Genomic DNA, 21,311 nt, shown 5'->3' on the forward strand with positions numbered 1-21,311 from the left:
GCGGCCCGTTTGAGGAGATAGCATGATCGTTCGTCCCGTACGCAGCAGCGATTTACCGGCCCTGATTGATCTGGCGCGCAGCACCGGCACCGGCCTCACCACCTTGCCGGCCAACGAGGAGCGCCTGACCCATCGGGTCGGCTGGGCTGAAAAGACCTTTCGCGGCGAAGCCGGGCGCGGTGATGCGGACTACCTGTTTGTGCTGGAAAACGACGAAGGCCGCGTGGTGGGGATTTCCGCCATCGCCGGTGCAGTCGGCCTGCGCGAGCCCTGGTACAACTTCCGGGTCGGCCTGACGGTCAGCGCCTCCCAGGAGCTGAACATCTACCGTGAAATCCCGACGCTGTTTCTGGCCAACGACCTGACCGGCAACTCCGAGCTGTGCTCGTTGTTCCTGCACGCCGATTACCGCAACGGCCTTAACGGCCGCATGCTGGCCAAGGCGCGCATGCTGTTTATCGCGGAATTCCCGCAGCTGTTTGGCAACAAGATCATCGCCGAGATGCGCGGCATGTCCGACGAAGCCGGGCGCTCGCCGTTCTGGGAAAGCCTGGGCCGGCACTTCTTCAAGATGGAATTCAGCCAGGCCGACTACCTCACCGGCGTGGGCAACAAGGCGTTTATCGCCGAGCTGATGCCGAAGTTTCCGCTGTACACCTGCTTCCTGTCTGAAGACGCGCGCAATGTGATCGGCAAGGTCCACACCGACACCGAGCCGGCCCTGAGCATGCTCAAGAGCGAAGGTTTCAGCTACCAGGGCTACGTCGACATCTTCGACGCGGGCCCGGCGGTGGAGTGTGAAACCACCAAGATCCGCGCCGTGCGCGACAGCGAAGCGCTGGTGCTGGCGATTGGTACGCCGGGCGACGACGCCACGCCGTTCCTGATCCATAACCGCAAACGTGAAGATTGCCGCATCACCGCCGCGCCGGCGCGGTTGGCTGCGGGCACCCTGGTGGTCGATCAACAGACCGCCAAGCGCCTGCAACTGATCGCCGGTGATCAAGTGCGTGCCGTACCGTTGTCCGCTGCCCGGGAGTCGAAATAATGAATTCGCTATACATCGCAGGTGAATGGCTGGCTGGCCAGGGTGAAGTGTTTGAGTCGCTGAACCCGGTGACCCAGCAGGTGGTGTGGTCGGGTAATGGCGCCACCGCCGAGCAGGTCGAGTCCGCCGTCCAGGCCGCACGCCAGGCGTTTCCGGCCTGGGCCAAGCGTTCGTTGGAAGAGCGCCTGAGCGTGCTGGAAGCCTTCGCCGCCAACCTGAAGAGTCGTGCTGACGAACTCGCCCGCTGCATCGGTGAGGAAACCGGCAAGCCTCTGTGGGAATCGGCGACTGAAGTCACCAGCATGGTCAACAAGGTCGCGATCTCGGTGCAAAGCTACCGCGAGCGTACCGGCGAGAAGAGCGGCCCCTTGGGCGACGCCACTGCCGTGTTGCGCCACAAGCCCCACGGTGTAGTGGCGGTGTTTGGCCCCTACAACTTCCCGGGTCACTTGCCTAACGGGCATATCGTGCCGGCCTTGCTGGCGGGTAACACCGTGCTGTTCAAACCGAGTGAGCTGACCCCGAAAGTCGCCGAACTGACCGTGCAATGCTGGATCGACGCCGGCCTGCCGGCGGGCGTGTTGAACCTGCTGCAAGGCGCACGGGAAACCGGGATCGCCCTGGCGGCGAATCCGGGCATCGACGGTCTGTTCTTCACCGGCTCCAGCCGCACCGGCAACCATCTGCACCAGCAATTCGCCGGGCGCCCGGACAAGATCCTCGCGCTGGAAATGGGCGGCAACAACCCGCTGGTGGTGGACGAAGTGGCCGATGTGGATGCGGCCGTGTACACCATTATCCAGTCGGCGTTTATCTCCGCTGGCCAGCGTTGCACCTGCGCCCGTCGCCTGCTGGTGCCGGAAGGCGCCTGGGGCGATGCGTTGCTCGCACGCCTGGTGGCGGTGAGCTCGACCATCGAAGTCGGCGCATTTGACCAAACGCCGGCGCCGTTCATGGGCTCGGTGATTTCCCTCGGTGCTGCCAAGGCGTTGATGGATGCCCAGGAATTGCTGTTGGCCAATGGCGCCGTGGCGCTGTTGGAAATGACTCAACCCCAGGCCCAGGCTGCGTTGCTGACGCCGGGGATTATCGATGTGACCGAGGTTACGGAACGCGCTGACGAAGAGCTGTTCGGCCCACTGCTGCAAGTGATCCGCTACGCTGATTTCGAGGCGGCGATTGCCGAGGCCAACAACACTCAATACGGCTTGGCGGCCGGGTTGCTGTCGGATTCCGAGGCGCGTTACCAGCAGTTCTGGCTGGAAAGCCGTGCCGGGATCGTCAACTGGAACAAACAGCTGACGGGTGCTGCGAGCAGCGCGCCATTTGGCGGGGTAGGGGCTTCGGGCAACCATCGCGCCAGCGCCTATTACGCGGCGGACTATTGCGCGTACCCGGTGGCCTCCCTTGAGACCCCGAGCCTGGTGCTACCGGCGACGTTAACCCCGGGTGTGACGCTGATCTAAATGTGGGAGCGGGCTTGCTCGCGAAGGCGGTGTGTCATTCAACATTTCAGGCGACTGAACCACCGCTTTCGCGAGCAAGCCCGCTCCCACACTTGATTTGTGGTGTGTTCAAGTAATTTGATGCCTATAAAAATACAGATGTTCGTGGAGCCTCGCCGATGAAATCCTGTGAAGTCAATTTTGACGGTCTAGTGGGGCCGACCCATAACTACGGCGGCTTGTCCTACGGCAACGTCGCGTCCCAAAGCAACAGCCAGCAGTCCTCCAACCCGAAGGAAGCTGCGCTGCAAGGCTTGGCGAAGATGAAGGCCCTGATGGAAATGGGCTTTGTGCAAGGTGTGCTGGCGCCCCAGGAACGTCCGGATGTGGCCGCCTTGCGCAACCTCGGTTTTGCCGGCACCGACGCACAAGTCATCCAGCAGGCCGCCAAGCAAGCCATGCCGCTGCTGGTTGCCAGTTGCTCGGCGTCGAGCATGTGGGTGGCCAATGCCGCGACCGTCAGCCCGAGCGCCGACACCTTTGACGGTCGCGTGCATTTCACCGCCGCCAACCTCAACTGCAAATACCACCGCAGCATCGAACACCCGACCACCAGCCGCGTGCTGGGGTCGATGTTCGCTGACCCGAAGCACTTCGCCCACCACGCCGCGCTGCCGGCGGTGGCGCAGTTTGGCGACGAAGGCGCGGCCAACCACACGCGTTTCTGCCGGGACTATGGCGAGGCGGGCGTAGAGTTTTTCGTGTTCGGCCGCAGCGCGTTCGACACCCGCTACCCGGCGCCGCAAAAGTACCCGGCGCGCCAGACCCTCGAAGCCTCCCAGGCGGTCGCGCGCCTGCATGGCCTACGGGACGACGGTGTGGTTTACGCGCAGCAGAACCCGGCGGTGATCGATGCCGGTGTGTTCCACAACGATGTGATCGCGGTGGGCAATGGCGAGGTGCTGTTCTATCACGAGGATGCCTTCCTCAATACCGATCAGATGCTCGGCGAATTGCAGGGCAAGCTCGGCAAGCTCGGCGGCAATTTCCAGTCGATCTGCGTGCCACGGGCCCAGGTGGGTGTTGAAGACGCGGTGCGTTCCTACCTGTTCAACAGCCAGCTGCTGACCCGCGCCGACGGTTCGATGCTGCTGATCGTGCCGGAAGAATGCCGCGCCAACGAGCGTGTCTGGCAGTACCTGCAAGGCCTGACGTCTTCCGGCGGGCTGATCCGCGAAGTCAAAGTCTTCGACCTCAAGCAAAGCATGCAGAACGGCGGTGGCCCGGCGTGCCTGCGCTTGCGTGTAGCGCTGAATGAAACCGAACTGGCGGCGGTCAACCCAGGGGTTATCATGACGGCGCCGTTGTACGACACGCTGACCCAATGGGTCGACAAGCACTACCGCGACAGCCTGCGGGAAACCGACCTGGCTGACCCGCAATTGCTGCTTGAGTGCCGGACGGCACTGGATGAACTGACGCAAATCCTTAAACTGGGCTCGGTTTATCCTTTCCAGATCAATTAACGCCGCACGGCTGAGAACTATTTATGACCACCGACACCCTGAAACTGATCCTTGAAGATACCGACGGCACCCAGCTGGAAACCTCCTGCACCCGCGTCGCCGTGGTGTGGCAGGGCAAGGAGATCTGGATCCAGCACGACGGCCGTGGCCAACTGCTGATCGGCGTGGACGTGGAAGAAGGCGACGCGGAATACGCCAACCTGCTGATGCGCCCATTGGCCACCAACCTGATGAGCCTGCAACTGGAAATGGAACCGGCCGACGTTGAAGGTGATGACGACGATCACGTCCACGGTCCTGGCTGCAACCACTAAGGAAGCTGCGTATGCTCGCCCTCGGCAAACTGCTTGAACTGACCCTCGCCGGTCGCGAACCGGCGCAAAAAATTCAACTGACTGTCGACGGCGTGCAACTGCGCTGGCTCAGTGAGGGCGCGCTGGAAGTGCGGCCTCCTGAGGCGCGGGACAACGGCAGCGACGTACTGCTGTCGTCCGGCATCCATGGCAACGAAACCGCGCCGATCGAATTGGCCGACCGCTTGCTGCAGGGCATCGCCCGTGGGGAGATCAAGCCCCGTACCCGTATCCTGTTCCTGTTCGGCAACCCCGAGGCCATGCGCCGCGGCGAGCGTTACCTCGAACTGGACGTCAACCGGCTGTTCAACGGCCGTCATGAACAAAACATCGGCCCTGAAGCCATGCGCGCCGCCGAGCTTGAACAGTTGGCCCGCACCTTCTTCAGCGTGCCTGGGCGTAGCCGTTTGCACTACGACCTGCACACCGCCATCCGTGGCTCGAAGATCGAGCAGTTCGCACTGTACCCGTGGAAGGACGGTCGCCAGCATTCACGTCGTGAACTGGCGCGCCTGCGAGCCGCTGGCCTGGAGGCGGTGCTGTTGCAGAACAAGACGTCGATCACCTTCACCGCGTTTACCTACGAGCAGCTGGAGGCCGAGTCCTTCACCCTGGAGTTGGGCAAGGCCCGGCCGTTCGGGCAGAACCAGGGCGTGGACGTATCGCGCCTGGAAACCCGCCTCACGCAGATCATCGAGGGTAACGAGCCGGCCACCGAGAGCCTGGATGGCCTGCAGCTGTTCAGCGTCTCCCGGGAAGTGATCAAGCACAGCGATACCTTCGTCCTGCATTTGCCGGCGGACGTGGAAAACTTTTCGGAGTTGGAGAAGGGTTATCTGCTGGCCGAGGACATTGCCAAGACCCGCTGGGTAATCGAAGAGGAGGGCGCGCGCATCATCTTCCCGAACCCGAAGGTCAAGAATGGCTTGCGAGCAGGGATATTGATTGTGCCGACCACGGATGCCGGCCTGGCCTGAATCCCGAGACTGACTCGGTCAAATGTGGGAGCGGGCTTGCTCGCGAAGGCGGTGTATCAGTCAGACATGTATTGACTGACACTCCGCTTTCGCGAGCAAGCCCGCTCCCACATTTGCTTTGCAGTGTTGCTTAAACCGCGAGAGCCCGTGGCTCATTGCGACGCAGTGCGCGAACCTTGTGCAGGGTGTCGGCGCAGGTGCGTGCCGCTTCCTGGCCCTTGTGCACGAAGTGCTCATAGAAGAACGTATGGTGCTCGCTGCCCGCGTGGAAGTGGTGCGGGGTCAGGGATACCGAGAACACCGGCACTTCGGTTTCCAGCTGGACCTGCATCAGGCCGCTGACCACGGACTGGGCCACGAACTCGTGACGGTAGATCCCGCCGTCCACCACCAGGGCGGCCGCGACGATACCGGCATAACGGCCGGACTTGGCCAGCAGCTTGGCGTGCAGGGGCATTTCAAAGGCGCCGCCGACTTCGAAGAAATCGATGTCCGATTCCTGGTAGCCCTGGGCGATCATTTCGGCGAGGAAACCTTTACGGGATTGGTCGACAATATCCTTGTGCCAGCAGGCCTGGATAAACGCGACGCGCTCGCCGTGATGGTTTTTGCTTTTGCTGTCGATTGCGGTGGGTTGCATGTTCTGACTCCTGTTTAAGAAAAAAACAGGGCGTTATGAATCGAATGGGATTTAAGGGTACGCACAGCGGGCTCATGTGAACATGACGTCAGCGCGGCCCTTAGGTGCCAATCCCGTTCTCTCTTCATCCGGACTATGACCGTCGGCCCCGGGATCACACCGGGTCTGCTGACCTTGTCGCCGTCCTGCCGAGGCAGTTCGAGGCGCCAAGCGCTCGCGGGCTATGCACGTTGCGTGCAATTACCGCCGGTGGGGAATTACACCCCGCCCTGAGAACGTTGCCGCCAGAACCCTGGCGGCGGAGAGTTTTTATCATGGTTTTTCAGAAACTGCACGGTTGGTTTATCGATAACCTATATCGGTTTGTTTGGTTGGTATTCGATTGTGCAAGCACGGGGCTTGATATTCCGCGGGTTTGCCCGCAGTAATCGTTAACACAAGAAACGCTCCAATCCGCTAGAGGCTAGTTTGATGAACGTGATTGACCTGCGCAGCGACACAGTGACCCAACCGACCCCTGGCATGCTCGAGGCGATGGCCACTGCCGCCAGCGGCGACGACGTCTACGGCGAGGACCCGAGCGTCAATCGCCTGGAAGCCGAACTGGCCAAGCGCCTGGGTTTTGCCGCCGCGTTGTTCGTGCCCACCGGCACCATGAGCAACCTGCTGGCGTTGATGGCGCACTGTGAGCGTGGCGAGGAATACATCGTCGGTCAGCAGGCCCACACCTACAAATACGAAGGCGGCGGCGCGGCGGTTCTCGGCTCGATCCAGCCACAACCCCTGGAAGTGCAGGCCGACGGTTCCCTGAACCTGGAGCACGTGCTGGCCGCGATCAAGCCGGACGACTTCCACTTCGCCCGCACCCGCTTGCTGGCGCTGGAAAACACCATGCAGGGCAAGGTCCTGCCGCTGCAATACCTGGCGGCGGCGCGAGCCTTTACCCGGGAACACGGCCTGGCCTTGCACCTGGACGGCGCGCGGCTCTACAACGCGGCGGTCAAGCTGGGTGTGGATGCGCGGGAAATTGCCCAGCACTTCGATTCGGTGTCGGTGTGCCTGTCCAAGGGCCTGGGCGCGCCGATCGGCTCGGTGCTGTGCGGCTCCACCGCGTTGATCGCCAAGGCCCGTCGTTTGCGCAAGATGGTCGGTGGCGGCATGCGCCAGGCCGGTTCGCTGGCGGCGGCGGGGCTGTACGCCCTGGATCACCAGGTGCAGCGCCTGGCCGACGACCACGCCAATGCCCAATGGCTGGGGGATGAACTGCGCAAGGCGGGTTATACGGTGGAGCCGGTGCAGACCAACATGGTCTACGTCGACATCGGTGATCGAGCCCAGGCCTTGAAGGCGTTTGCTGCCGAGCGCGGGATCAAGTTGAGCGCGGCGCCGCGCCTGCGCATGGTCACGCACCTGGACGTCAGCCGGGCGCAGATCGAGCAAGTGCTCGCGACATTTGTCGAGTTTTCCCGGAAATGACAGTGCAGACCGTCTAATTGACTGTTTCTATCACATAAACACGCTGTACCACGGGCAAAGGGCCGATATAATGCGGCCCTTTGCCGTCGCTCCGTCTGATGACGTTTAGCACTGGCCTTTGGCCGCAGCCTCCGTGGAAGAACCTAATGAAAAGCGCAGAAATCCGTGAAGCCTTCCTTCGCTTCTTCGAAGAGCAAGGTCACACCCGTGTCGCCTCCAGCTCCTTGATCCCAGGCAATGACCCAACCCTGCTGTTCACCAACGCGGGGATGAACCAGTTCAAGGACTGCTTCCTGGGCCAGGAAAAGCGCGCCTACACCCGCGCCACCAGCAGCCAGAAGTGCGTACGCGCCGGCGGCAAGAACAGCGACCTGGAAAACGTGGGCTACACCGCCCGCCACCACACATTCTTCGAGATGCTGGGTAACTTCAGCTTCGGCGACTATTTCAAGAAAGACGCGATCACCTTTGCCTGGACCTTCCTGACCGGCGTGCTGAAGCTGCCGAAGGAAAAACTCTGGGTGACCGTCTACGCCACCGATGACGAAGCCTACGACATCTGGACCCAGCAAATCGGGGTGCCGGTCGAGCGCATGATTCGCATCGGCGACAACAAGGGCGCGCCTTACGCGTCCGACAACTTCTGGACCATGGGCGATACCGGCCCGTGCGGCCCGTGCACCGAGATTTTCTACGATCACGGCGCCGACATCTGGGGTGGCCCACCGGGCTCGCCGGAAGAAGACGGCGACCGCTACATCGAAATCTGGAACAACGTGTTCATGCAGTTCAACCGCACCGCCGATGGCGTGTTGCATCCGTTGCCAGCGCCGTCGGTGGACACCGGCATGGGCCTGGAGCGGATCAGTGCGGTGATGCAGCACGTTCACTCCAACTACGAGATCGACCTGTTCACCAACCTGCTGAGCGCTTCGGCCGCGGCCATTGGCTGTGCCAACGACAACCAGTCGTCGCTCAAGGTGGTGTCGGATCACATCCGTTCCTGCGGCTTCCTGATCGCCGATGGCGTGCTGCCGTCGAACGAAGGCCGTGGCTATGTGCTGCGCCGCATCATCCGTCGCGCCTGCCGTCACGGTAACAAGCTGGGCGCCACCGGCAGCTTCTTCTACAAGATCGTTGCCGCTCTGGTGGCCGAGATGGGCGATGCCTTCCCGGAACTCAAGCAGCAGCAAGCCAACATCGAGCGCGTGCTCAAGGCTGAAGAAGAGCAGTTCTCCAAGACCCTGGAGCACGGCCTGAAGATCCTCGAGCAGGACCTGGTCGAGCTCAAGGGCACCGTGGTGCCGGGCGACGTCGTGTTCAAGCTGTACGACACCTACGGTTTCCCGATGGACCTGACCGCCGACATCGCCCGCGAACGCGAGCTGACCATCGACGAGGCCGGGTTTGAGCGTGAGATGGAAGCCCAGCGCGTCCGTGCCCGTTCCGCCAGCTCCTTTGGCCTGGACTACAACACTCTGGTAAAGGTGGATGTGGCGACTTCGTTCATTGGTTACGAAGCCACCGTTGGCTCGGCCAAGATCGTGGCTATCTATAAGGACGGCAAGTCGGTTGACGTGCTGAACGAAGGTGACGAGGGCGTTGTGGTCCTCGACCAGACCCCGTTCTACGCTGAATCCGGTGGCCAGGTTGGCGACTGTGGTTTCCTGAGCTCCACCTCCGGTCGTTTTGAAGTGCGCGACACCACCAAGACCGGCGGTGCGTTCCTGCATCACGGCGTGCTGGTGCTGGGCAACCTGACCGTCGGCGCCCCGGTGGACACTCAGGTAGATGCCGACGTACGGCATGCAACTGCCTTGAACCATTCTGCCACTCACTTGCTGCACGCTGCGTTGCGTCAGGTGCTGGGTGAGCATGTGCAACAGAAGGGTTCGTTGGTCGATAGCCAGCGCCTGCGTTTTGACTTCAGTCATTTCGAGGCGATCAAGCCTGAGCAGTTGAAGGCCCTGGAAGACATCGTCAACGCCGAGATTCGCAGGAACACCCCGGTGGAAACCGAAGAAACCGATATCGAGAGCGCCAAGCAAAAAGGCGCCATGGCGCTGTTTGGCGAGAAGTACGGCGACGAAGTGCGCGTACTGAGCATGGGCGGCAGCTTCTCGGTGGAGCTGTGTGGCGGTATCCACGCCAGCCGTACCGGCGACATCGGCCTGCTGAAAATCATCAGCGAAGGCGGCGTGGCTTCCGGCGTACGTCGTATTGAAGCGATCACCGGTGCTGCGGCCCTGGCCTACCTCAATGCGGCAGAAGAACAACTCAAGGAAGCGGCCGGCCTGGTCAAGGGCAGCCGCGACAACCTGATCGACAAGCTCTCCGGCGTACTGGAGCGCAACCGTCAGCTGGAGAAACAGCTGGAGCAGTTGCAGGCCAAGGCGGCCAGCGCGGCGGGCGACGATCTGTCGGCTTCCGCCCTGGACGTCAAGGGTGTGAAAGTGCTGGCCGTACGCCTGGACGGTCAGGACGGCAAGGCGCTGTTGGCCTTGGTCGATCAGTTGAAGAACAAGCTCGGCCGCGCAGTGATCCTGCTCGGCAGTGTCCATGAGGAAAAGGTCGTTCTGGTTGCCGGTGTAACCAAAGACCTGACTGGCCAACTCAAGGCCGGTGATTTGATGAAGCAAGCCGCCGCGGCAGTGGGCGGGAAGGGCGGTGGTCGTCCGGACATGGCGCAAGGCGGTGGTGTTGACGCCGGCGCCCTGGACGCGGCCCTGGCCCTGACCGTGCCGTTTGTCGAGGCAGGTATTTAAGACGCTGTTAATGAGCCCGTGGTCTAGTCGCGGGCTCAGTCAGTGCTGGTTGATTGAATAACAGGCGCCCCTTTACGGGCTGAGGCGGCTTAGAAATGGCTTTGATCGTACAGAAATTTGGAGGCACCTCGGTCGGCTCTGTCGAAAGAATCGAGCAGGTCGCCGACAAGGTTAAGAAATTCCGCGATGCCGGCGATGACCTGGTGGTGGTGCTGTCGGCCATGAGCGGCGAGACCAATCGCCTGATCGATCTGGCCAAGCAAATCAGTGGCGATCAGCAACCGGTTCCCCGTGAACTGGACGTGATCATTTCCACCGGTGAGCAGGTGACCATCGCATTGCTGGCCATGGCGCTGAACAAGCGTGGTGTGCCGGCGGTGTCCTACACTGGCAACCAGGTCCGCATTCTTACGGATAGCGCGCACACTAAAGCCCGCATCCTGCAGATTGATGACCAGAAGATTCGCGCTGACCTGAAAGCCGGTCGTGTGGTCGTTGTCGCCGGTTTCCAGGGCGTCGACGAGCACGGCAACATCACCACCCTCGGTCGTGGCGGTTCCGACACCACTGGCGTGGCCCTGGCGGCAGCCCTGAAGGCTGACGAATGCCAGATCTACACCGATGTGGATGGCGTCTACACCACTGACCCGCGGGTCGTGTCCGTGGCCCAGCGCCTGGACAAGATCACCTTCGAAGAGATGCTGGAAATGGCCAGCCTCGGTTCCAAGGTGTTGCAGATCCGTGCCGTTGAGTTCGCCGGCAAATACAACGTTCCGCTGCGCGTACTGCACAGCTTCAAGGAGGGTCCGGGCACCCTCATTACTATTGATGAAGAGGAATCCATGGAACAGCCGATCATTTCCGGTATCGCTTTCAACCGTGATGAAGCCAAGCTGACTATCCGTGGCGTGCCAGACACCCCGGGCGTGGCTTTCAAGATCCTGGGCCCTATCAGTGGGGCGAACATCGAAGTCGACATGATCGTGCAGAACGTCTCGCACGATAACACCACCGATTTCACCTTCACCGTGCACCGCAACGAGTACGATGCGGCGGAGCGGATCCTGCAGAACACTGCGAAGGAAATCGGCGCCCGTGAAGTGGTCGGCGATACGAAGATTGCCAAGGTGTCGATCGTGGGTGTGGGCATGCGTTCCCATGCGGGCGTTGCCAGCCGCATGTTCGAAGCCCTGGCCAAGGAAAGCATCAACATCCAGATGATCTCCACATCGGAAATCAAGGTGTCGGTGGTGATCGAAGAGAAGTACCTGGAACTGGCTGTACGCGCACTGCATACCGCTTTTGAGCTGGACGCTCCGGCCCGACAGGGCGAGTGATGCGTTGCCAGGAAGGCGCGGTTATCCGCGCCTTTCATTTTTTTGTCGGGTGTGTGGTTAAGACCTGTTCTTTTACCTGCGCTCGACAATACTTAGGCGTGTAGGGCTATGGCCATTTGGTTGTAGGTCGAATGCCTTTTTTTTGCAGACTGTTGTTCCCGAAATGAAATGCGTGAGGAGAAAGGTATGCTGATTCTGACTCGTCGATGCGCAGAAAGCCTGATTATTGGTGATGGCGAAATCACCGTGACCGTGCTCGGCGTCAAAGGCAATCAAGTGCGTATCGGGGTTAACGCTCCGAAAGAGGTGGCTGTCCACCGCGAGGAAATCTACCTGCGGATCAAGAAAGAGAAGGACGAAGAACCAAGCCATTAATTTTTATCGTTTTTTATGTTTGCAAACGGGGATGAAGCTGGTTAATATACGCCCCGTGTTGCGGAGAGCTGGCCGAGTGGCCGAAGGCGCTCCCCTGCTAAGGGAGTACACCTCAAAAGGGTGTCGGGGGTTCGAATCCCCCGTTCTCCGCCATTATTTGCTTAGTACGTTGCAATCTGGTTTTTTCGCTAAGTTGTTGAAACTAAACGAAAAAATAGCTTTACATAGAGATTGAACGGCCTATAATGCGCGGCAACAAATGCACTCGTAGCTCAGCTGGATAGAGTACTCGGCTACGAACCGAGCGGTCACAGGTTCGAATCCTGTCGAGTGCACCATTTAAGAGTTAGTTGCAGCAATGCAGGTAGCTTGGCTTCAACCAGTTGTGATCTGGTCTAAAAACACAATCTGCACTCGTAGCTCAGCTGGATAGAGTACTCGGCTACGAACCGAGCGGTCACAGGTTCGAATCCTGTCGAGTGCACCAAACAACAAAAAGCCCGCCTAGTGCGGGCTTTTTGCCGTCTGGGGTTTTTATTTCCCGGGGCGCCTTTTTCTCCCGCCCATGTGTTTTCCTCTCAAGCTGCGTCGTCGCAGTTCATATGTGTGGCCAATGCTCAGCTTTGTGTCGCAAGCGCTTGTTCTTTCCAGTTTTTTGACGTTAAACGCGGCCGCCCGGTGTATCATTGCGCCCGTCAGCCCCGCCGGGGCTTGTGGAACACCTCCATGGACTTACCCAGTAGTTACTCAGTACCCCGTTTTACCAATCATGAATTGACTGATTGATCCTTCCGGCGTGCCCCGCTGCTGGGAGTGGAGTTCGCCTATGACCGAAGTTGAAGTAAAGAAAACACAAGAAAGCCTGCAGGATCGCCTGGCTCAAGTCGTCGAGCTGCTGCAGCGCCAGCGCGTGGTCGAAGACCTGACGCATCGCCAGGAAGGCGCGAACAATGACCGGGTCGAGAACCTGGTCCACCGGCAAAACCTTGTCGAGCTGCAACGCAAGCTCGATGACCTGCACTCCGCCGACGTTGCCTACATCCTCGAAGCCTTGCCGCTGAATGACCGCCTGACCCTTTGGCAGTTGGTCAAGGCTGACCGCGACGGCGACATCCTCCTCGAAGTATCCGACTCGGTCCGTGAAACGCTGATCGCCGACATGGACGATCACGAGCTCCTGGCGGCCGCCAAGGACATGGATGCCGACGAACTCGCTGACCTGGCTTCCGAGCTGCCGCGTGACGTCGTCCATGAGCTGATGGAAACCCTCGATGGCCAGCAGCGCGAGCGTGTGCGCTCGGCGTTGTCCTACGACGAGGAGCAGGTCGGTGCGTTGATGGACTTCGAGATGGTCACCATCCGCGAAGACGTCAGCCTGGAAGTGGTTCTGCGCTACCTGCGCCGGTTGAAAGAGCTGCCAGGCCACACCGACAAGCTGTTCGTGGTCGACTACGAAGGGATCCTCAAGGGCGTACTGCCGATCAAGCGCCTGCTGGTCAATGATCCGGACAAGAAAGTCGCGGACGTCATGGCCAGTGACCCGGTGAGTTTCCATCCGGACGAAGACGCTTACGACGCAGCCCAGGCGTTTGAGCGTTATGACTTGATCTCGGCCCCGGTGGTCGACAAGAACGGCAAGCTGATCGGCCGTCTGACCATCGATGAAATGGTCGACCTGATTCGTGAGGAGAGCGAAAGCGAAGTCCTCAACATGGCCGGTCTGCGGGAAGAAGAGGATATTTTTGCGTCGGTCTGGAAGTCCCTGCGTAACCGCTGGGCCTGGCTGGCGGTGAATTTGATTACCGCGTTTATTGCTTCACGGGTGATCGGCCTGTTTGAAGGCTCCATCGAGAAGCTCGTGGCCCTGGCTGCACTGATGCCGATTGTGGCGGGTATTGGCGGTAACTCGGGTAACCAGACCATCACCATGATCGTCCGCGCCATGGCGCTGGATCAGGTGGGGACCGGGCATGGCAAGCGTTTGATGCGCAAGGAGCTTGCGGTCGCGCTGATCAACGGCCTGGTGTGGGGCGGTGTCATCGGTATCGTGGCGTACCTGCTGTATGGCAGCTGGTCGCTCGGCGTGGTCATGACGGCGGCCATGACGCTTAACCTGCTGCTGGCAGCGTTGATGGGGGTTCTGATTCCAATGACCCTGGTGCGCCTTGGACGAGACCCGGCGATGGGCGCCAGTGTGATGATCACGGCCATGACCGACAGTGGCGGCTTCTTCATCTTCCTGGGCCTGGCAACCATCTTCCTGCTTTGATTCCTTCCATGGATCGGGGGGCATTTGCCCCTTGATCCTTTCCTGACCAAATCCCGGGCAAAAAAAAGCCAGCGCATGGCTGGCTTTCAGCTTTCAGTTGCCAATCAGTTGGCTTCTGCAGCTGCCTCAACGTCGTGGGCGATCAGCGAGACGAGAGCATTTTGCTGGCGGTGGGAGAGCTGACGAAAACGCTGCAGCAGTTCGCGTTCGTGCAGTGACAGCTCGGGGCTGTCCAGGCGCATGCTCAGCTCGTCGCCCAGCGCACCTTCCTGAATCAGGCTTTGTTCCAGGCGTGCGATGATTTCGGAGTTCATGCTGCGGTGATGATTGCGAGCCACCTCGGCAATGCGTTCCCGCATTCCGTCTGGCAGACGTACGACGAACTTGTCAGCCGTACGGCTGGAATAAATTGCCTGTTTCAATGGGCGCATATATTTAACCGGTTAGTTCAGGGGAGCGGTTTTTGGAATTGGCCGCAAGATGCATGTTAGGACAAGGTTTGCTGCCAAATGTTCAACCTGAATTGCAAAGAGGCCGCATCATGCCTCAGATTTGCCAGTTCCTTGGCGTCAATTCTGTGACAAATATTGAACCGGCTACCGGCTTTATGCCAGTACTCATTTCAAAATTTGCGGACTGGTTGGAAAACTTTCCGCGGACGCACCCAAATGAGTGTTGAGCCCGCAGACCCTGGGCGCAAAAGGCTTTTCGGGCGCACATCCTATAGCAATATGGCCTTTTGCCCTTAACTTTAAGATTAGTGGCAAATTGCCAATTTACGAATGCGGAGCGACATATGGTCGGCTGTCCGGACGGACAAGCCGAGGCGTGGCAGCGATTTTAGCGAGGGCGACGAGCGGGGGATTCAGCGCAGTACGGGATCGAATTTGATGCGGCGACCAATGAAGACTGCCAATACCCACAGGCTGCCAAACACGCCGGCGGCGACGAAGGAGACTGTCTGTACGTCTTGCGACAATACGTTCAGGCCGAGGCCGGCGGCGGCCAGTGCCAGGGTCAGAAACAGCCAGGCGGACTTGTTCATGGAATGCTCCGGTAAGCGGTTCAGAAAACCCAGTGTTCAGCGGCAGGAGCAGCTTGAGTGCCCTGGGTCAGTTGCAGTGGGGATTGCATGTTCGGCTTCATGACAGCCAGTTGCGGGCGCTGTTGCAGGTGATGGGGAATCGCCTGGCTGACCTGCGCGGCGTCGTCGGAAGTGGTGGACTGAAAATGGAACATCACCAGCGCAGCCAGTGCAACGGTATTGAGGGCTAGTAGAAGTGCGCTGTTCATGTGCATGTTCTCCGCAGATGGCTGGGCCGGACTGTATTTGTAGGATAAAGGATTGCAGGTGTCGTGCCAGTCTTTAATTGACAATAAATCCTTTAAAATCAAACATTTATATAGTGTCCAGATTGCCATGCTGTTGCAATTTGCAATGATGGCATTTTGGGGGAGTGCATTTTGCACGATGGTCCGAACCGTCCGTAATCGTTGAGCGGAATACCACCGGCTGTCACTGGCATGGGCCTACACTCAAAAAGCCAACGGACGACATGACAAAATTCACCTGCGCCGTTAACATGCACGCCGTCCGTCGCCGTGCCCATCGCCGGTTGGCTGTCATTAGTCCCAGTAGCTCAATTGGATAGAGCATCCCCCTCCTAAGGGGAAGGTTGGCCGTTCGAACCGGCCCTGGGACACCACTTCACCGTTGCTGCCCAAGCGGCCTCGACGCCCGCAAGCCCCGATCAGATTTATCTGGCGGGGCTTTTTTGTGGCCGGGCGTTTGAGTGCGGCAGTCTTTTCAAACACCAACCGAACCTTGCCCGCGTTTGAGGTTCACACGGGAGGCAAGAGCGGGGCGGCGCAAGTATTCGTCTGCATCCTGTACCTCGCGGGTGACTGGCGAGCGTCTGACACGTAGCCAATTGGCATGAGCAAAATATTCCCCGGCAACCGCATGTTTTGGCTGTCCGGACCCGACGACCCGGGACTATCATTCCGGTAGTCCTGACACCCACAGCAAGGAGCCGCTCGGAACGCCGATGCGCCAGATCTGGAAACCTTTTCGAGCCCTTTATTTTGCTTCCCTGATGATGCTGATCGGCTCTGGCCTGCTCAGTACTTACCTGGCCTTGCGCCTGGCGGCAGATCACGTCGACAGCCTGTGGGTCGGTGCGTTGATGGCCGCCAACTATTTTGGCCTGGTGTTGGGGGGCAAGATCGGTCACCGCCTGATTGGCCGCGTCGGGCATATCCGGGCCTACGCCACCTGTGCCGGGATCGTCGGCGCGGCGGTGTTGGGCCACGGGCTGATCAACTGGCTGCCAGCCTGGATTGTGCTGCGGATGATTGTCGGCCTGGGCATGATGTGCCAGTACATGGTCATCGAGAGCTGGCTTAACGAACAGGCTGAAGCCAAGCAACGCGGTGCGGTGTTCAGCGGCTATATGATCGCCTCGTACCTGGGCCTGGTGCTGGGCCAGTTGATCCTTGTGATGCACCCGCAGTTGGGGCTTGAGTTGCTGATGCTGGTCGCGCTGTGTTTTGCGCTGTGCCTGGTGCCGGTGGCCATGACTCGCCGCATTCACCCGGCGCCGCTGCATCCGGCGCCGATGGAGCCGCGCTTCTTTATCAAGCGGGTGCCGCAGTCCCTCAGTACGGTGTTGGGGGCCGGGCTGATCGTCGGTTCGTTCTACGGTTTGGCGCCGCTGTACGCGTCTCAGCAAGGGCTGACCACCGAGCAGGTCGGCCTGTTCATGGGTAGCTGCATTTTCGCCGGGCTGCTGGTGCAGTGGCCATTGGGCTGGCTGTCCGATCGATATGACCGCGCGCTGTTGATTCGCTGTTTCGCCTTGTGCCTGGCGGTGGCCGCGTTGCCGTTGGCGATCATGACCCAGGTACCACTGGAAGTGCTGTTCGTCGCGGGCTTTCTCTGTTCCCTGGTGCAGTTCTGCCTGTACCCGCTGGCTGTGGCGTTTTCCAACGACCACGTCGAGGGTGATCGCCGGGTGTCGCTCACTGCGATGTTGCTGGTGACCTACGGCATCGGCGCCAGTGTCGGCCCGCTGTTGGCCGGTGTGGTGATGAAGCTGTTCGGCAGCCATATGCTGTATGCGTTTTTCAGCGTGTGCGCATTGATCCTGGTGTGGCGCATCCGGCCCAAGGCGGTCACCAACCTGCATCAGGTGGACGACGCACCGCTGCATCACGTGGCGATGCCCGACAGCATGTCCAGTTCGCCCCTGGTAGCATGCCTCGATCCGCGAGTGGACGAACAGGTGGTGCAGGACCAGATGCAGACCGCCGTTGTGGATCCCGAGCCGGAAGTCGATCCCGAACTGGATCAGCCGGAGCCTGTCACCGAGCCACCAGAGCATCCGGACCCGGATGATCACCCCCACGACTTGAGCAGGGCGCGCCCCTGAAAGCAAAAACGGGCAGCCCCCTTGAGGGACTGCCCGTTTTTTTGTCGCGACCTTTATTGTTTAAAGGTCGTCGTCCTTGTCAAACCGGCGCGCTTCACGCTGCAGTTGATACACAAACCGCTCGACCTGGCGCTGCACCAGCCCGCTCATGTTATGAAAGCGTAGGCCGGCGAAGGTGGTGTTGATCCTTTCTTCGAAGTGCAGGTAACGCAGTTCTACCGAGGTGGTCATGCTGCCAAAGGGTAGCGCGGCGATAAATCGGTCGTAGACCTGGCCCAGTTGCAGGCGCTCGGAAATATCCCCTTCGAAGCGCAATTTGCAGCCGGTGGCGGAAATATCCAGCAACTTGCCGCTGATGGGGGCCTTGAGTTTGTCGCCGCCCAGTTCGACGCTCACCAGTTGCGCCAGCTTCAGCGCCGCGCGGAAGGCGTTGCGACGCTGATGGTAAATCACCTCGCCAGGCATGCTGCCGCGGTAAATACGGTGGCCGCCGGCTTCATCGAGGGTCAGGGTGCCGTTGCTTTCCCAGGCTACCCGCACCCCCTCGTGAAAACCTTCGATCCGGAAAGCTTCGCCATTCTCGAGGTAGCGTTCGCCGTCGCGCGGGACCATTTCGTCCAGGGCCAGTGTCTTGCTGTCCCGGTCGATTTCCACCAGGTAGCTTTGAAACCGCTGGTTGCGTTCATGGAAGGTGATGATCAGCGGATCATGGCTTTCTTGCAGCATCCGCAAGGTGCCAGCGATTTCCAGCGGCGTGGTGAGTACCTTGGGTGGCTGCGGAGCATCTTCCGCGTTAAGGGTGTTGAACACGGTTCTTCCATCTCCAGACAAAATACGACTACACGCAAGTGCTGTCATTTTGCCAGTATGTGGCGCGACTTGGATAGGGCGCGCTCAAACTGGTTTCAGGCTTGGCTGCGGGTGCTTGGCTTGGCCAGGCGTGAGGTGGAGCCTTGAGCGTTGTAGAGAGCCGGAGGCTCGCCGCCGTGGAGGATACGCAACTGATTGGCGGTCGTGGCTTGCTGAAGCTGGATGGCCTGGCCGTTGAGGAGGTTGGTTTCCTGGCACAGGGTCAGCAACTGGTTGAGTTCTTTGCTCTGGGCCAGCAACTGGTCGCCCACCGTGGAGTGGCTGGCGAGTTGTTCCAGGCCCTTGTGGTCGGCCGTGAGGCCCAGGCTGATCAGAATCTGGCTGCGCTTCTTGCCGTGCTGTTCCAGCAGGACGATCAGCGATTGCTTGCGCGCCAGGATTTCTTCCAGCATGCGCATGTCCCGGCCGTACAGGGCCAGTGATTCTTCTCGAAGGAGCTCCAGCAGCTGCTGTGCGGGAGGCAGGTCTTCAATGATCAGTTGTAGCAAGTTTTCGTCGTGCATGGCTGGCCTTGGGGTTTAAGCGTCCAAAAGCCTGGCGCAGGCCTTTGCCTAGCGCTCGGCTTCGAAGTTAAGCAGTTTGCTGGCTACACGGTTGCTGTCGACCTTATAGCTGCCATCGGCAATCGCCTGTTTCAATTCGGCCACACGGGCTTTATTGACAACTGGCTGATCGCTCAGCGAGTCAGTGACCTTCTGCAACTGTTGAGCCTCATTGCTCAGGTGTACCGATTCCCCGCTTTGGCTCGCACCGGCCTGTTCTGTCTTGGCAGGCAGAGGCTGGGACTTGGCTTCAACGCTGTCTTTGGCACCGTTGGTGCGCGAAGAACCTGGCGTTGGCAGGGCGTTATTCAAACGACTGAAATCGATGACCATGTTAAAAAAACCTCTGGGTATTTGGACGCTTGCCATGTTTTCGGCCATACCCGGACAAACTTTAGGCTCGATTGACAATAAACCTATGCGCGATGCCGCTTTGCGCACAGTGTAGGAAAAGCTGGCGTCCGATGCCAGTGATCTATAAAGCCACCTCAACCTGCCCCGGCGCAGTCACCCGGGCCTTGATCACGCGGTTGGAATTCAGGTTCTTGACGCGAATCTGTTCACTCATGCCGCCGTTGGACAGGGCTTCCCCCGGCATTTTTACATTCAGGCCACCGCTGCTGGCGGAAATCACCACCTGGTCACCTTTGCGCACGACTTCGGCCTGCTCGAGATGGACCAGGGTAATCACCTGGTCGGCGACCATTGGTCGGGTAAGTTTCTGCCCGAGTGCCTGGTCAAGGGACGTGAGGTAGCTCTGGGTGATCATGCTGATGTCGCGCTCGCGCATCGCGACGTCATCATAACCAATGATTCCGGTACGTTTCAGCGGGCGCGTCACCACCACCACTTCGCGAAACAGTTTGACCTGGGCGGGCACGAACACCGTCCAGGGCGAGGCGCCTTCGCAGCGCACTTTCACGGTCACGCGCCCGATGGGCTGGGCGGGGCTTTCCAGGGAAGCTGTCAATTCTCTGTCGCACATGGGCATGCGCAGGCGCGGATCCAGCTGGTTGACCTGGATTTCGTAGCGGCCCGGTGTCTGCGTCGTGGCCAGATAATCTTCTACAGTGAACTCAAGAAAGCCTTGAGTGACGCCGATAAGCAGATCAGGCAAGGTGACGTTATCGGCGCGGGCCGGCTGGCCCGTAGCCAAGGCAAGCAACGCCATCGAGACGCAGAGCAATCTGCGGTACTGTGGGGATCGGAGGCGTCGGGAAACTGTCGTTTTGATGTCCATGGCCAATAAAAAAGCAAAGCTCGTGCCGTTTAGTGTTGGGTACGCGTCGTACCCCTAAGTTTTAGCGTAGGAGTCTGGGCATGGCCGGTGTAATGGATTCAGTGAACCAGCGCACACAGCTGGTGGGGCAGAATCGCCTGGAGTTGCTGTTGTTCCGTCTGGACGGCAAGCAGCTGTACGGGATTAATGTCTTCAAGGTTCGCGAAGTGCTGCAGTGTCCCAAGCTGACAATAATGCCCAAGTCCAGCCCGGTGGTTTGCGGTGTGGCGAACATTCGTGGCGCGACCATCCCGATTCTTGACCTGGCAATGGCCACCGGTTCGGCGGGGTTGCAGGACCGCGAGAGCCCGTTCGTGATCATTACCGAGTACAACACCAAGACCCAGGGTTTCCTGGTGCGCTCGGTGGAGCGCATCGTCAACATGAACTGGGAAGAGATCCATCCGCCGCCCAAGGGCACCGGTCGCGATCACTACCTCACGGCGGTGACGCGGGTCGACAACCAGTTGGTGGAAATCATCGACGTGGAGAAAATCCTCGCCGAAGTGGCCCCGACCTCGGAGGCGATATCGGTGGGTGTGGTAGACGCCGAAACCGCGCACAAGGCGATCTCGCTGCGGGTGCTGACGGTGGACGACTCTTCGGTTGCGCGCAAGCAGGTGTCCCGTTGCCTGCAGACCGTTGGGGTCGAAGTGGTCGCGCTCAATGACGGTCGCCAGGCCCTGGATTACCTGCGCAAGCTGGTGGATGAGGGCAAGAAGCCGGAAGAAGAATTCCTGATGATGATCTCCGACATCGAGATGCCGGAAATGGACGGCTACACCCTCACGGCCGAGATACGCAACGACCCGCGCATGCAAAAACTACATATCATCCTGCATACTTCGTTGTCGGGTGTATTCAATCAGGCGATGGTCAAGAAGGTCGGTGCCGATGACTTCCTGGCCAAATTCCGCCCTGATGACCTGGCATCCCGGGTAGTCGACCGGATCAAGGCAGCAGATCACGGCTAGGGGC

At 59.8% G+C, this 21,311-nt stretch carries 20 protein-coding genes, 4 tRNA genes and 1 riboswitch; of the genes, 16 read left to right on the forward strand and 8 right to left on the reverse strand.

Annotation, left to right across the window (positions count from 1 at the left end; all coding sequences use genetic code 11):
• Positions 1-22 precede the first annotated feature (22 nt).
• The 5 genes from astA to astE all read left to right on the forward strand — a co-directional run bounded on the left by astA (position 23) and on the right by astE (position 5,349).
• The gene (astA, locus tag HX814_RS03960) at positions 23-1,048 is read left to right on the forward strand and encodes an arginine N-succinyltransferase (RefSeq protein WP_003214325.1); all 1,026 of its coding nucleotides are present in this window, start codon (positions 23-25) and stop codon (positions 1,046-1,048) included.
• Complete coding sequence (astD, locus tag HX814_RS03965; RefSeq protein ID WP_168197533.1) at positions 1,045-2,514, forward strand: succinylglutamate-semialdehyde dehydrogenase; 1,470 nt, start codon at positions 1,045-1,047, stop codon at positions 2,512-2,514. Before astA ends, astD begins: the two co-directional genes overlap by 4 nt.
• 158 nt (positions 2,515-2,672) lie before the next feature.
• Positions 2,673-4,019, forward strand: a complete 1,347-nt coding sequence (astB, locus tag HX814_RS03970) for an N-succinylarginine dihydrolase (protein WP_177008429.1) — start codon at positions 2,673-2,675, stop codon at positions 4,017-4,019.
• A gap of 23 nt (positions 4,020-4,042) precedes the next feature.
• Positions 4,043-4,333, forward strand: coding sequence for a hypothetical protein (locus tag HX814_RS03975; RefSeq protein WP_003214319.1), 291 nt, complete (start codon positions 4,043-4,045; stop codon positions 4,331-4,333).
• Positions 4,334-4,344: 11 nt separating this feature from the next.
• A complete protein-coding gene (gene astE / locus HX814_RS03980; protein WP_003214315.1) occupies positions 4,345-5,349 on the forward strand; it encodes a succinylglutamate desuccinylase in 1,005 nt (334 codons plus the stop codon).
• 130 nt (positions 5,350-5,479) lie between these two features.
• Here the strand turns inward: astE and HX814_RS03985 are convergent, their stop codons facing one another.
• Positions 5,480-5,989 (reverse strand): 6,7-dimethyl-8-ribityllumazine synthase, encoded by a 510-nt coding sequence (locus HX814_RS03985; RefSeq protein WP_003214313.1) that lies wholly within the window; start codon positions 5,987-5,989, stop codon positions 5,480-5,482.
• Between the two features lie 111 nt (positions 5,990-6,100).
• Positions 6,101-6,270, reverse strand: a riboswitch (FMN riboswitch).
• 190 nt (positions 6,271-6,460) lie between these two features.
• Here HX814_RS03985 and ltaE point away from each other — a divergent pair.
• From ltaE to mgtE, 8 genes are all read left to right on the forward strand, one after another.
• On the forward strand, positions 6,461-7,465 hold the full coding sequence (gene ltaE, locus HX814_RS03990) for a low-specificity L-threonine aldolase (protein WP_003214311.1): 1,005 nt from the start codon (positions 6,461-6,463) through the stop codon (positions 7,463-7,465).
• Positions 7,466-7,611: 146 nt separating this feature from the next.
• The gene (gene alaS / locus HX814_RS03995) at positions 7,612-10,230 is read left to right on the forward strand and encodes an alanine--tRNA ligase (RefSeq protein ID WP_177008428.1); all 2,619 of its coding nucleotides are present in this window, start codon (positions 7,612-7,614) and stop codon (positions 10,228-10,230) included.
• A gap of 95 nt (positions 10,231-10,325) precedes the next feature.
• Positions 10,326-11,567 carry an aspartate kinase gene (locus tag HX814_RS04000; RefSeq protein WP_003214308.1) on the forward strand — a complete coding sequence of 414 codons (1,242 nt, stop codon included), beginning with the start codon at positions 10,326-10,328 and terminating at the stop codon, positions 11,565-11,567.
• Between the two features lie 186 nt (positions 11,568-11,753).
• A complete protein-coding gene (csrA, locus tag HX814_RS04005) occupies positions 11,754-11,942 on the forward strand; it encodes a carbon storage regulator CsrA (RefSeq protein WP_002554426.1) in 189 nt (62 codons plus the stop codon).
• A gap of 62 nt (positions 11,943-12,004) precedes the next feature.
• Positions 12,005-12,095, forward strand: a tRNA-Ser gene (locus tag HX814_RS04010).
• Between the two features lie 108 nt (positions 12,096-12,203).
• A tRNA-Arg gene (locus HX814_RS04015) sits at positions 12,204-12,280 on the forward strand.
• A 72-nt stretch (positions 12,281-12,352) separates the two neighbouring features.
• A tRNA-Arg gene (locus HX814_RS04020) sits at positions 12,353-12,429 on the forward strand.
• Positions 12,430-12,768: 339 nt separating this feature from the next.
• On the forward strand, positions 12,769-14,211 hold the full coding sequence (mgtE, locus tag HX814_RS04025; protein WP_003214265.1) for a magnesium transporter: 1,443 nt from the start codon (positions 12,769-12,771) through the stop codon (positions 14,209-14,211).
• A gap of 104 nt (positions 14,212-14,315) precedes the next feature.
• Here the strand turns inward: mgtE and HX814_RS04030 are convergent, their stop codons facing one another.
• The 3 genes from HX814_RS04030 to HX814_RS04040 form a co-directional block, all read right to left on the reverse strand.
• A complete protein-coding gene (locus tag HX814_RS04030; RefSeq protein WP_003175643.1) occupies positions 14,316-14,642 on the reverse strand; it encodes an Arc family DNA-binding protein in 327 nt (108 codons plus the stop codon).
• A 434-nt stretch (positions 14,643-15,076) separates the two neighbouring features.
• Positions 15,077-15,256 (reverse strand): PA3371 family protein, encoded by a 180-nt coding sequence (locus tag HX814_RS04035; protein ID WP_003214263.1) that lies wholly within the window; start codon positions 15,254-15,256, stop codon positions 15,077-15,079.
• 20 nt (positions 15,257-15,276) lie between these two features.
• The gene (locus tag HX814_RS04040; RefSeq protein ID WP_102604982.1) at positions 15,277-15,504 is read right to left on the reverse strand and encodes a hypothetical protein; all 228 of its coding nucleotides are present in this window, start codon (positions 15,502-15,504) and stop codon (positions 15,277-15,279) included.
• A gap of 336 nt (positions 15,505-15,840) precedes the next feature.
• On the opposite strand from HX814_RS04040, the gene HX814_RS04045 reads away from it, so the two are divergent.
• Positions 15,841-15,917 (forward strand) — tRNA-Arg (locus HX814_RS04045).
• Positions 15,918-16,259: 342 nt separating this feature from the next.
• A complete protein-coding gene (locus HX814_RS04050) occupies positions 16,260-17,642 on the forward strand; it encodes an MFS transporter (RefSeq protein WP_003214260.1) in 1,383 nt (460 codons plus the stop codon).
• Between the two features lie 60 nt (positions 17,643-17,702).
• On the opposite strand, the gene HX814_RS04055 is transcribed toward HX814_RS04050, so the two are convergent.
• From HX814_RS04055 to flgA, 4 genes are all read right to left on the reverse strand, one after another.
• Entirely contained in the window at positions 17,703-18,452 is a 750-nt protein-coding gene (locus HX814_RS04055) for a flagellar brake protein (RefSeq protein WP_003214258.1), read from the reverse strand.
• Between the two features lie 95 nt (positions 18,453-18,547).
• Positions 18,548-19,015, reverse strand: coding sequence for a flagellar protein FlgN (gene flgN, locus HX814_RS04060; RefSeq protein WP_003214256.1), 468 nt, complete (start codon positions 19,013-19,015; stop codon positions 18,548-18,550).
• Positions 19,016-19,063: 48 nt separating this feature from the next.
• Positions 19,064-19,387, reverse strand: coding sequence for a flagellar biosynthesis anti-sigma factor FlgM (flgM, locus tag HX814_RS04065; RefSeq protein ID WP_003214254.1), 324 nt, complete (start codon positions 19,385-19,387; stop codon positions 19,064-19,066).
• A gap of 142 nt (positions 19,388-19,529) precedes the next feature.
• The gene (gene flgA, locus HX814_RS04070; protein WP_032899382.1) at positions 19,530-20,294 is read right to left on the reverse strand and encodes a flagellar basal body P-ring formation chaperone FlgA; all 765 of its coding nucleotides are present in this window, start codon (positions 20,292-20,294) and stop codon (positions 19,530-19,532) included.
• Positions 20,295-20,374: 80 nt separating this feature from the next.
• Between flgA and HX814_RS04075 the strand changes: the two genes are divergently transcribed.
• Positions 20,375-21,307: a chemotaxis protein CheV gene (locus HX814_RS04075; protein ID WP_003214250.1), complete on the forward strand. Its 933-nt coding sequence runs from the start codon at positions 20,375-20,377 to the stop codon at positions 21,305-21,307.
• The last annotated feature ends 4 nt before the right edge of the window (positions 21,308-21,311 follow it).

Source organism: Pseudomonas sp. C8002 (assembly GCF_013385765.1).
Lineage (GTDB): Bacteria > Pseudomonadota > Gammaproteobacteria > Pseudomonadales > Pseudomonadaceae > Aquipseudomonas.

What these genes read in the sequence shown, in the direction of transcription:
- astA (WP_003214325.1), top strand. Translation starts at nt 23, where the DNA reads ATGATCGTTCGTCCCGTACGCAGCAGCGATTTACCGGCCCTGATTGAT.
- astB (WP_177008429.1), top strand. Translation starts at nt 2,673, where the DNA reads ATGAAATCCTGTGAAGTCAATTTTGACGGTCTAGTGGGGCCGACCCAT.
- HX814_RS03975 (WP_003214319.1), top strand. Translation starts at nt 4,043, where the DNA reads ATGACCACCGACACCCTGAAACTGATCCTTGAAGATACCGACGGCACC.
- astE (WP_003214315.1), top strand. Translation starts at nt 4,345, where the DNA reads ATGCTCGCCCTCGGCAAACTGCTTGAACTGACCCTCGCCGGTCGCGAA.
- HX814_RS03985 (WP_003214313.1), bottom strand. Translation starts at nt 5,989, where the DNA reads ATGCAACCCACCGCAATCGACAGCAAAAGCAAAAACCATCACGGCGAG.
- ltaE (WP_003214311.1), top strand. Translation starts at nt 6,461, where the DNA reads ATGAACGTGATTGACCTGCGCAGCGACACAGTGACCCAACCGACCCCT.
- alaS (WP_177008428.1), top strand. Translation starts at nt 7,612, where the DNA reads ATGAAAAGCGCAGAAATCCGTGAAGCCTTCCTTCGCTTCTTCGAAGAG.
- HX814_RS04000 (WP_003214308.1), top strand. Translation starts at nt 10,326, where the DNA reads ATGGCTTTGATCGTACAGAAATTTGGAGGCACCTCGGTCGGCTCTGTC.
- csrA (WP_002554426.1), top strand. Translation starts at nt 11,754, where the DNA reads ATGCTGATTCTGACTCGTCGATGCGCAGAAAGCCTGATTATTGGTGAT.
- mgtE (WP_003214265.1), top strand. Translation starts at nt 12,769, where the DNA reads ATGACCGAAGTTGAAGTAAAGAAAACACAAGAAAGCCTGCAGGATCGC.
- HX814_RS04030 (WP_003175643.1), bottom strand. Translation starts at nt 14,642, where the DNA reads ATGCGCCCATTGAAACAGGCAATTTATTCCAGCCGTACGGCTGACAAG.
- HX814_RS04035 (WP_003214263.1), bottom strand. Translation starts at nt 15,256, where the DNA reads ATGAACAAGTCCGCCTGGCTGTTTCTGACCCTGGCACTGGCCGCCGCC.
- HX814_RS04040 (WP_102604982.1), bottom strand. Translation starts at nt 15,504, where the DNA reads ATGAACAGCGCACTTCTACTAGCCCTCAATACCGTTGCACTGGCTGCG.
- HX814_RS04050 (WP_003214260.1), top strand. Translation starts at nt 16,260, where the DNA reads ATGCGCCAGATCTGGAAACCTTTTCGAGCCCTTTATTTTGCTTCCCTG.
- flgN (WP_003214256.1), bottom strand. Translation starts at nt 19,015, where the DNA reads ATGCACGACGAAAACTTGCTACAACTGATCATTGAAGACCTGCCTCCC.
- flgM (WP_003214254.1), bottom strand. Translation starts at nt 19,387, where the DNA reads ATGGTCATCGATTTCAGTCGTTTGAATAACGCCCTGCCAACGCCAGGT.
- flgA (WP_032899382.1), bottom strand. Translation starts at nt 20,294, where the DNA reads ATGGACATCAAAACGACAGTTTCCCGACGCCTCCGATCCCCACAGTAC.
- HX814_RS04075 (WP_003214250.1), top strand. Translation starts at nt 20,375, where the DNA reads ATGGCCGGTGTAATGGATTCAGTGAACCAGCGCACACAGCTGGTGGGG.